Source organism: Lysobacter sp. F60174L2, from assembly GCF_052547135.1.
This window is the reverse complement of the sequence record NZ_JBQWRA010000013.1, coordinates 1-985: the sequence shown is the minus strand read 5'-3', so window position 1 is coordinate 985 and position 985 is coordinate 1. Positions and strand designations below refer to the sequence as shown.

Below are 985 nucleotides of genomic sequence, written 5' to 3'. Positions count from 1 at the left end.
CGACTTCGGGGGCATCTACGCTATCCTCGATTTCGGAAGCCACCCAGCGCGGGTCGGCTTAACTCAGGCGTTAGGCCTTTTGGAGCGAAGTGCGTTGGTCGCAGTGGAAGCCAAGCTTACTTTGGAGCGGAAGGAGGGAACGGTGAACGACAAAGCTAGGGATGCGACTCACGGTCATCGCGCGACCCCCTACGGCCTGATCGCCGCGAGCTTTATTGTTGCAGCGCTCTTAGCAAGTTTCGCCGCGGAGGCCTTGGACGCGGACCACATCATAGGCTTGGTACCGCTGGGCGGTTTAGTGGGCGCGGCATTAGCAGAGTGGCTTTGGCGTGCCCGGCGCAAGGCCTAACAGTTCGTTCAAGCCGAACGCGCTTCGCTACACCAACAACATGGCAGATAAAGCTTGCCATGTTGTTGGCTCCGCTACGCACGTCAGCTTAACTCAAGGTGTTAGGCCTCACCAAAGCTGGCGCCATGTAATGCACTGGAAATCCGACCAATGGTGCTGACAGTGGGCAATATTTGGCCCTAGTATTTAACTCTCCACGGCCTTCGGGAAAACACGTGGCAAACAAAGAACGCTACTCCATGAAAATCGGAAGCATCGGCCAAGAGGAAATTGACCTTCTTGAGTGCTTGCTTCGTATTGACATGCGCCAAGCGCTGGACTCTCGCGCTGGCGGCATGCGCGAACGTTTGATTGAAGAGGGGCTTGTTGATAGCTCTGACGGGGAACTCTCGCTCACTATTGCGGGTATTGAGCGCTGCCAGTCTTTACAGCATCGTATTGCTGGAGATAAAGAGGCCGCCAAAGTACTCGCTGACCGTGGCATCGCGATCGCGATTTCCAGTGATCAGTGAAGGGCGTGAGGCCTAACAATTCATTCAAGCCGAAGCCGCTTCGCGGCTCGGCTTAATTCAGGCGTTAGGCTGCAGCGCCGAAATTTCTCGCGGCGGACACGGCTACTGTCAGAATTATCGGACG

Annotated in this window: 2 protein-coding genes; both read left to right on the top strand. The window is 55.9% G+C overall.

What is annotated here, in order from left to right; genetic code table 11:
* Window positions 1-349: hypothetical protein (locus tag ACT9AS_RS14570; RefSeq protein ID WP_445100878.1), on the top strand; the 349-nt coding region annotated here is incomplete at its 5' end.
* Window positions 350-564: 215 nt separating this feature from the next.
* The gene (locus ACT9AS_RS14565; RefSeq protein ID WP_445100877.1) at window positions 565-861 is read left to right on the top strand and encodes a hypothetical protein; all 297 of its coding nucleotides are present in this window, start codon (window positions 565-567) and stop codon (window positions 859-861) included.
* Window positions 862-985 lie beyond the last annotated feature (124 nt).